This is a genomic window from Ferrovibrio sp. (assembly GCF_002796975.1).
In the GTDB taxonomy this organism is placed as follows: Bacteria; Pseudomonadota; Alphaproteobacteria; order Ferrovibrionales; family Ferrovibrionaceae; genus Ferrovibrio.
In genome coordinates, this window is record NZ_PEKV01000010.1 from 160,830 (window position 1) to 164,997 (window position 4,168).

5 protein-coding genes are annotated in these 4,168 nt (G+C 63.1%); all 5 read right to left on the reverse strand.

Translation table 11 applies throughout. The features are described from left to right. Positions 1-61 precede the first annotated feature (61 nt). Positions 62-1,006 (reverse strand): radical SAM/SPASM domain-containing protein, encoded by a 945-nt coding sequence (locus tag CTR53_RS12715; RefSeq protein ID WP_290813812.1) that lies wholly within the window; start codon positions 1,004-1,006, stop codon positions 62-64. 47 nt (positions 1,007-1,053) lie between these two features. Beyond that, entirely contained in the window at positions 1,054-1,314 is a 261-nt protein-coding gene (locus tag CTR53_RS12720) for a DUF2249 domain-containing protein (protein ID WP_290813815.1), read from the reverse strand. Positions 1,315-1,441: 127 nt separating this feature from the next. Continuing rightward, the gene (locus CTR53_RS12725) at positions 1,442-2,521 is read right to left on the reverse strand and encodes an NnrS family protein (protein WP_290813817.1); all 1,080 of its coding nucleotides are present in this window, start codon (positions 2,519-2,521) and stop codon (positions 1,442-1,444) included. Positions 2,522-2,569: 48 nt separating this feature from the next. Beyond that, positions 2,570-3,469, reverse strand: a complete 900-nt coding sequence (locus CTR53_RS12730) for an FAD:protein FMN transferase (RefSeq protein WP_290813820.1) — start codon at positions 3,467-3,469, stop codon at positions 2,570-2,572. A 97-nt stretch (positions 3,470-3,566) separates the two neighbouring features. Continuing rightward, positions 3,567-4,168, reverse strand: a 602-nt coding sequence (locus CTR53_RS12735; RefSeq protein ID WP_290813823.1) for a nitrous oxide reductase accessory protein NosL, incomplete at its 5' end; no start/stop codon positions are given.

A 4,168-nucleotide genomic window follows, 5' to 3' on the forward strand; every position in this document is an offset into this window, starting at 1 on the left:
CAGAATAGATTCCGGATGGCGGCGCTTCTTTGCGCCATCGCAAGCTGGCTTCCGGATCCGATCAGCCATAGACGGTGCAACTCTCGCAGACGGTGCCACGGACATCGCGCTGCAGATGCGCAGCCCGCAGCAACTGGAATTTTGCGGAATTCCAGGCCTCCAGGAAGGGCGTCGCCTTCAGATCGCCCATATGGAAGCGGCCGTCATGATCGAAGCAGCAGGCTGATAAATTGCCGTCCCAGGTGATATGGCCTTCGGTGAAGAGCGACCAGCAGGGCAACGGGTCGCGCAGGGCTGCTGCCCTGCCCCGGTTGCCGGCAACGGCCGACCAGCCGCGTCCGACCTCTTCCTCGCGCACGAGATCCGCCTGATTATAGAGCGGCAAGGCATAAAGTTCGTCGACATAGGGGCGTATCTCGTCCAGTGCCTCTTCCATCCGCCTGCCCTGTTCGCCGTCATATTCGATATAGGAGGCATAGAGGCCGCATTTGTAGCTGCCGGCCGCACGTACCGCGTGGGCACCGGCGATATTCTCCTTCATCTTGTCGAAGTAACGCGCCTTCACGCGGGTCACGTCGACGAACTGCGCCGTATCGGCGTAATTGTAAGAGAATTTCAGCGAGTCCAGTCCGGCTTCCATGCAGGCCTTCACCCGGGCCGGTGTCGCCAGCGAACCATTGGTCGTCAGAAACACGTAAGGATAGCCGCAGTCCTGCTTGGCGAAGGCGATGGCGTCGGGCAGCCACGGCACCATGAAGGATTCGCCCAGATAGAAGACGCCGATCTCCTCGACACCGGCGTCGCGCATTTCGCGCAGCAGTCGCTGGAACAAGCCGCGATCCATGTCCTTCTGGTCGCGGAGCTTCATCGACCGTGCACAGAAGGCACAGGCGAAATTGCAGCGCGCAGTGAGTTCGATTTTCACCGAGCGCGGCACGGGCGCCCTTGCTGCGGCACGCGCAGGCTCAATGAAGGTTATGGCATCTATGCGTTCCGTGATCGTCATGAAGAGAGTCTCTCTCTTTCTAACCTGTGCCGGTACCGATTCCGGATTCAGGTGGCGATGCGGGTGATGCAGATCTGCCAGATGTCGGGGCCCTGGCCCAGATAATCCCAGCGGAAGATGCCGGGAAATCCGTTCTTGAGCTGATAGAAAAACGGTTTCGGATCGCGATCGCTGACGAACAGAAACGCCTGTCCCGGCATCAGTCGCACGGTGTTGCCCAGGATCAGCGCATTGCGAATTCCCTGTGCAAGGAAGCGAACGTCTATGGTTTCAAGAGTAGCGCACCGACACATCGTCATGCTGTTCATGGCTAGGTTTCTCACGTTGTGAGCAACCTGATATGGCCAACCTGGAAATCGTTCTTTGCTCTGACGCAAATTCTCCGCGTGTCGTGCGGGACGCGGCACGCTCGCCGGACAGTCGGTACTGATGACGCTAACGCCTCAGCATCCGGGCCAGGCAGCAAAGCATCGCAGCGCACCAGGCTATCGCCGCGATGGCATAGGCCGTCGGGCCGACGCCTTCGGCCATGGCGCGAACAACTGCTGCAAAGCCCAGCAGCAACACAGCCGTCGTCATAAGACGGCGTCCCGGCTCCTGGCGTTCCCGTTGCGCGGTCGTCTTCAGCATCATGGTGACGGTGGCGATCCCGATGCCACCGATGGTCAGCAGATGCAGCGGCGCCGTCGCGCTCCAGCCCGGGCCGAAAGGTTGCAGCCCGATTCCGGTCAGGCCGGCTGCAATAAAGACTTGCGCCGCTGCCAGCCCCCACAAATCCGGGCCGGCGAGCCGCAGGGCCGGCAGCCAGTCCAGCATGCGAAGGCAGATGACCCCTGCTGCCAGCCAGGCGCAGATGGCAAGCAGTGCGGGAAACCCATCTGCCGCTGCCGCCACGGCAACGCCGCCGACCAGAAATGGCAGGATCCGTTCCAGGCCGAGCCGCGGAGCGATCCGGGCGCCGCCGGCGCGCTGGTTCAGGCCGGAGAATGCGGCGCCCGCAATCCGGCCGCCCATGACGAGGATCAGGGCGACGACGATATATATCGCCAGCAGAATCGCCGCCCGTTCCATGCCTTCGGCCATGCCGAAAACATGCATCTGCGAGAGGAGATCGCAGCAGAGCAGCAGGCCCAGCAAAAGGGGGAAGACGAAGTTCCGAACCTGCTTGGCACCGCGCAGGAAACCGCGGGCCGAGATACCCGAAATGGCTGCCGTTGCGCTGACGCTGAGACCGGCCGCAACGGCAGGGCTGACGGGAAAGATCCACGCCACTCTGGCCGCCGCCCACAGCAGCAGAACCAGCAGCACGACCGGACGCGATGTCTTTGCAAACAGGAATCCGGCGATGACAGCAGATGCATAGCCGAACAGGAGTTCATGGGCATGCCAGCCGGCAGGAGTGGCGGTGTCCGGCGGGGCGAAGGCCCAGATAACGACGCTCAATGCCGCCTGGATCGCGGCTGCCGCGAAGAACAGGCGATGGGTTTGCGTCCGGCTTGCTGAAGCAGGTGCCATGCCAGATACCTAACCGACAGACCGGGGGCTGCCAACCGGTCGGATGTATCAGGACTGGATTGTGCTGGACTGTCCGTCCGGGGCGATCAGATAGGCCCTGCCGGTACCGAGCCGGCGCAACACTGCCTCGATGTCTTCCGGTGCCATGAGGCTAAAGGCAGTCGACAGCGCATCGGCCGTCGTCGCGGTAGGCATCATCACCGAAACGCTGCGATAGCGCTGTGGCGAGCGGCCGCTGCGCGGATCGAAGATGTGATGGAAATGGCCGGCCGGATCGAACTGGAAGCCATATCCGCCGGATGTCGCCAGGGACATATCCACCAGCGGGACGATCAGGCCGTCGCGGCCCGGCTGGAGGGGATCGGCAATCATGGCCTGCCAGGGACGACCGCTGGGATGGTGCCCCAGCGCGCGGCTTTCCCCCATATCCACAAGGGTATGTTCGATGCCATGCCGGCGCAGGCGCTCGATCGCGCGGTCGGTGACGTACCCCTGGGCAATGCCATTCAGGCTGATGGACATGCCGCGGCGCCGGAAGGCGATGCGGTCGCGATCGATGAGTACATTCTCAAGACCGACCAGCTGCAAAGCAGCAGCAATGTCCTCCTGAGCGGGGCCTCGCGGATCGGCCTCTCCTCTCTCGGTGAAATGCTGGCTGTAGAGCTGCCACAGCGGCTGGATGGTGGGATCGAAGGCGCCATCGGTCAGTGCGGCATACTGCCGGCTGGCCAGCAGCAAATCGACAAGCTCGGGCGCTGGCGCGACCAGACTGCCCTGGCGGTTCAGCTGCCGCAGCGACGAATCTTCCCGATAGAGGCTGAAGACCGCTTCGAGCCGGCGCAAATCCTGCAGCACCTGCCGCAGGGCTTCCGTGGCAATGCCGGTATCGCGATGATGTATCCGGAGACTGACGTTGGCGCCGAGCGCCACGCCCTGCCATTCCACCATCCGGGCCTCTGCCTTCGCCCATCCGCGGAGCGGGAGAAGCGCCAGGCCGCCAGCTGCGGCGGAGATTCCGAGGAAACGGCGGCGGGAGGGAAGATTGTCAGTGAGCATGCCCTGCTCCCCGTTCAGCCAGCTGCGCTGGGGCGGAATGGTCAGCCGGATCGTCGGCCTGGCCGTCGCCAAGGATGTAGACCTGCGGAACTTCGGCAAAGCCGACGATCCGGCCGCCATGCTCGGCGGCGAAACGCTCGGCCGCTGACCGGTCGCCAAAAGGCACGGCCTCTTCGGCCCCCATGCCGCTGCGCATTTCGCTCTCGATCACGAAAACGGCCTCTCGCGCCTCGATCCAGTTCTCGCTTCCAGGATTGTCCCAGCTCTCCGCTTTCGCCATGTCCGACACATAGATGGCTGCGATATTCTTGGCTGCCTCAGGCAGCATCGTATAGGCGAAGGTGTCGCGCGTCGACGAAAACCAGACCGGCTCCGGCCAGCCCGACAGCAGGATCTGCCCTTTCGGGCCGGGATGCTCCAGCACGTTCATGTTGCAGAAACTGCCGATCGCATCCGCCGTCAGGGGATGCGCCGGCGGCAAGGCGCCGGTCTTCGGCTTGTCATCGCAACCGGCGAGAATCACCGCCAGAGCAAACAGCATCGACATCAGCAGGAAACGTTTCATAGTTCCCTCCGCGAGAAGATTGCCGC